Origin of the sequence: Streptomyces prasinopilosus, from assembly GCF_001419695.1 — a bacterium.
Lineage (GTDB): Bacteria > Actinomycetota > Actinomycetes > Streptomycetales > Streptomycetaceae > Streptomyces > Streptomyces prasinopilosus.
Window position 1 is genome coordinate 1 of sequence record NZ_LIRG01000991.1, and the last position, 1,882, is coordinate 1,882.

General features: G+C 71.7%; 3 protein-coding genes. 2 read left to right on the forward strand and 1 reads right to left on the reverse strand.

From position 1 onward, the window contains the following. Positions 1–415, forward strand: a 415-nt coding sequence (locus AOK18_RS29415) for an alpha/beta fold hydrolase (RefSeq protein ID WP_420865657.1), incomplete at its 5' end; no start/stop codon positions are given. 9 nt (positions 416–424) lie between these two features. Here the strand turns inward: AOK18_RS29415 and AOK18_RS29420 are convergent. After that, complete coding sequence (locus AOK18_RS29420; protein WP_055696283.1) at positions 425–1,318, reverse strand: NYN domain-containing protein; 894 nt, start codon at positions 1,316–1,318, stop codon at positions 425–427. A gap of 248 nt (positions 1,319–1,566) precedes the next feature. Here AOK18_RS29420 and AOK18_RS32315 point away from each other — a divergent pair, with 248 nt between their 5' ends. Then, a complete protein-coding gene (locus AOK18_RS32315) occupies positions 1,567–1,719 on the forward strand; it encodes a hypothetical protein (protein ID WP_095534000.1) in 153 nt (50 codons plus the stop codon). Positions 1,720–1,882: the final 163 nt, after the last annotated feature.

Genomic DNA, 1,882 nt, shown 5'->3' on the forward strand with positions numbered 1-1,882 from the left:
CGCACGCGGGGTCGGCGGCCGGGACCATCTGCGCCGACGCTGGCTGGGCACCAGCCGCGCCCAGCTACTGGCCACCGGGCGGCAGTTGTGCGAGGAGCCGGATCTGGTCGACGAACTCGCCGCCGTGCCGCTGCCGTTCCACGTGCTGTCGGGTGCGCACGACGACACCTGGCCGGTGCCGGACCTCGACGCCATGGCCGTCCGCCTGGACGCGCACCGCACGGTCGTCGCCGGTGCCGGGCACTCCCCCGCCGCCGAACGGCCCGGGCCCACCGCGCACGCCCTCGCCGCCTTCTGGGACGGTCTCCCGGCCCTTCACGACGGCAGCGCCCACGGCACGGCCGCCGGCAGCGCCACGCCTGCGGCCGCCGGCAGCCGCCCCCTCGGCGAGGACCGCGCGCAGCACCGCGTCTAGTACCGCGTCCTAGTACTGCGCCTGCAGGTGGGCCCAGAAGCCGTCGCGCAGGGCGCGCCGCAGGTCGGCCTGGCCGCGCAGGGAGTACTGCAGCAGGCCCTCGGCCTCCACCAGCAGGTCCTGGTCGACCGAGCCGGGCAGATAGGGGTGGCCGGGCAGCAGTTCCACCAGTGAGTCCCGTCCGCGTTCGGAGAGCCACTTCGCGGCGATCTGCGCACCGACGAAGCGGACGTCCTCGCGGGTGGGCCGGTCCGTCGTCGGCTCGTACCCGGGGGTCGTGCGCCGGGAGACGTACGGTTTGAAGAAGTCGAGGTCGAAGGTGCGCTGGCTGTCGACCTCCCAGAGCAGGGGCTCGGCCTGGTTGCGGCCCTCGGGCGCCTCGATGCCCCAGAGGTGGACGCGGGCGCCGTACCCCTGGGCGGCCTCGACCGCCGAGACCAGGTCCTCGTCGCCGCCCAGCAGGGCGGCGTCGCTGATGGCGCGGTGCCGGGCCAGTGACTCCAGGTCGGAGCGGATCAGGGAATCGACGCCCTTCTGCTGGTTGTTGGCGTTGAGGTTGCCGAGGCGGACCTTGACGTCGGGGAGCTCCGCGATGGTCTGCTGTTCGGCGGTGTGGATGCGGCGTCTGGCGCCGTCGTACCAGTAGACGCGCAGCAGTCTGCTGTCCGCGAAGATGGTGCGGGCCCGGTCGATGAGCGCGTCGATGAGTCCTTCGGCGTCGAGGTCGAAGGCCCGGCGGTCCTCCGTCCCGGCCACCAGCCGTCCCACCGCCGCGTACAGGTAGCCCGCGTCGACGAAGATCGCGTGGGTGGAGGGCGTCTTGGCCACTTCGGCGAGCATGCGCTGGAGCAGCTCGTTCGTGCGGTCGATACGGGAGTTCAGGTCCGCCAGGTCGTCGTTCATCACGTCCATTGTCCCGGCGGTCACTGTACGAACACAACCGGTCCCGATCGGTCCCCTTCGAAACATTCGCTTCCCGGCAGCCCCATCGGTGACTCGTCAGTATTTAGTCGATCGAAGAATTTCCTTAGCGTAGGGAATGTTTGCACCGGGCAAGCCGTTCCCTACTGATGGAACACGGGCCGGTCCGGCTCGTGGCCGCCCACCCAGCAGTTCTCCTTCAGGAGGATGACCGACGAAGGGAGAAGCCCTTGCGCTTCGAAATCATGCGACTCGACGACGTCGACGGCACCCCCGTGGACACGACCGTCGTGGACGCCGCCTCCGTCAACCGCATCGTGCAGCAGGCCGCCGCCGTCGGGCAGCGCCTGTGGATCCGCCCGGCCGACACACCGGCCCCGTAACGCGGGACGCCGGGCCCCGTGACGCCCGTTCCGAAGCCTCCGTACCGTCTGACGGGTGCGGGGGCTTTCGCACGTCCCGCACTCCGGGCTCCCCGCCCCACGCCTCGCGTCCCGCGGCCCCCGCGCCACGGGACGGACGGGGGCGGGGCGGTCAGCCGCCCCG

Excerpts from the sequence above, each read along its gene's own strand:
- AOK18_RS29420 (WP_055696283.1), bottom strand. The coding sequence starts at position 1,318 with ATGAACGACGACCTGGCGGACCTGAACTCCCGTATCGACCGCACGAAC.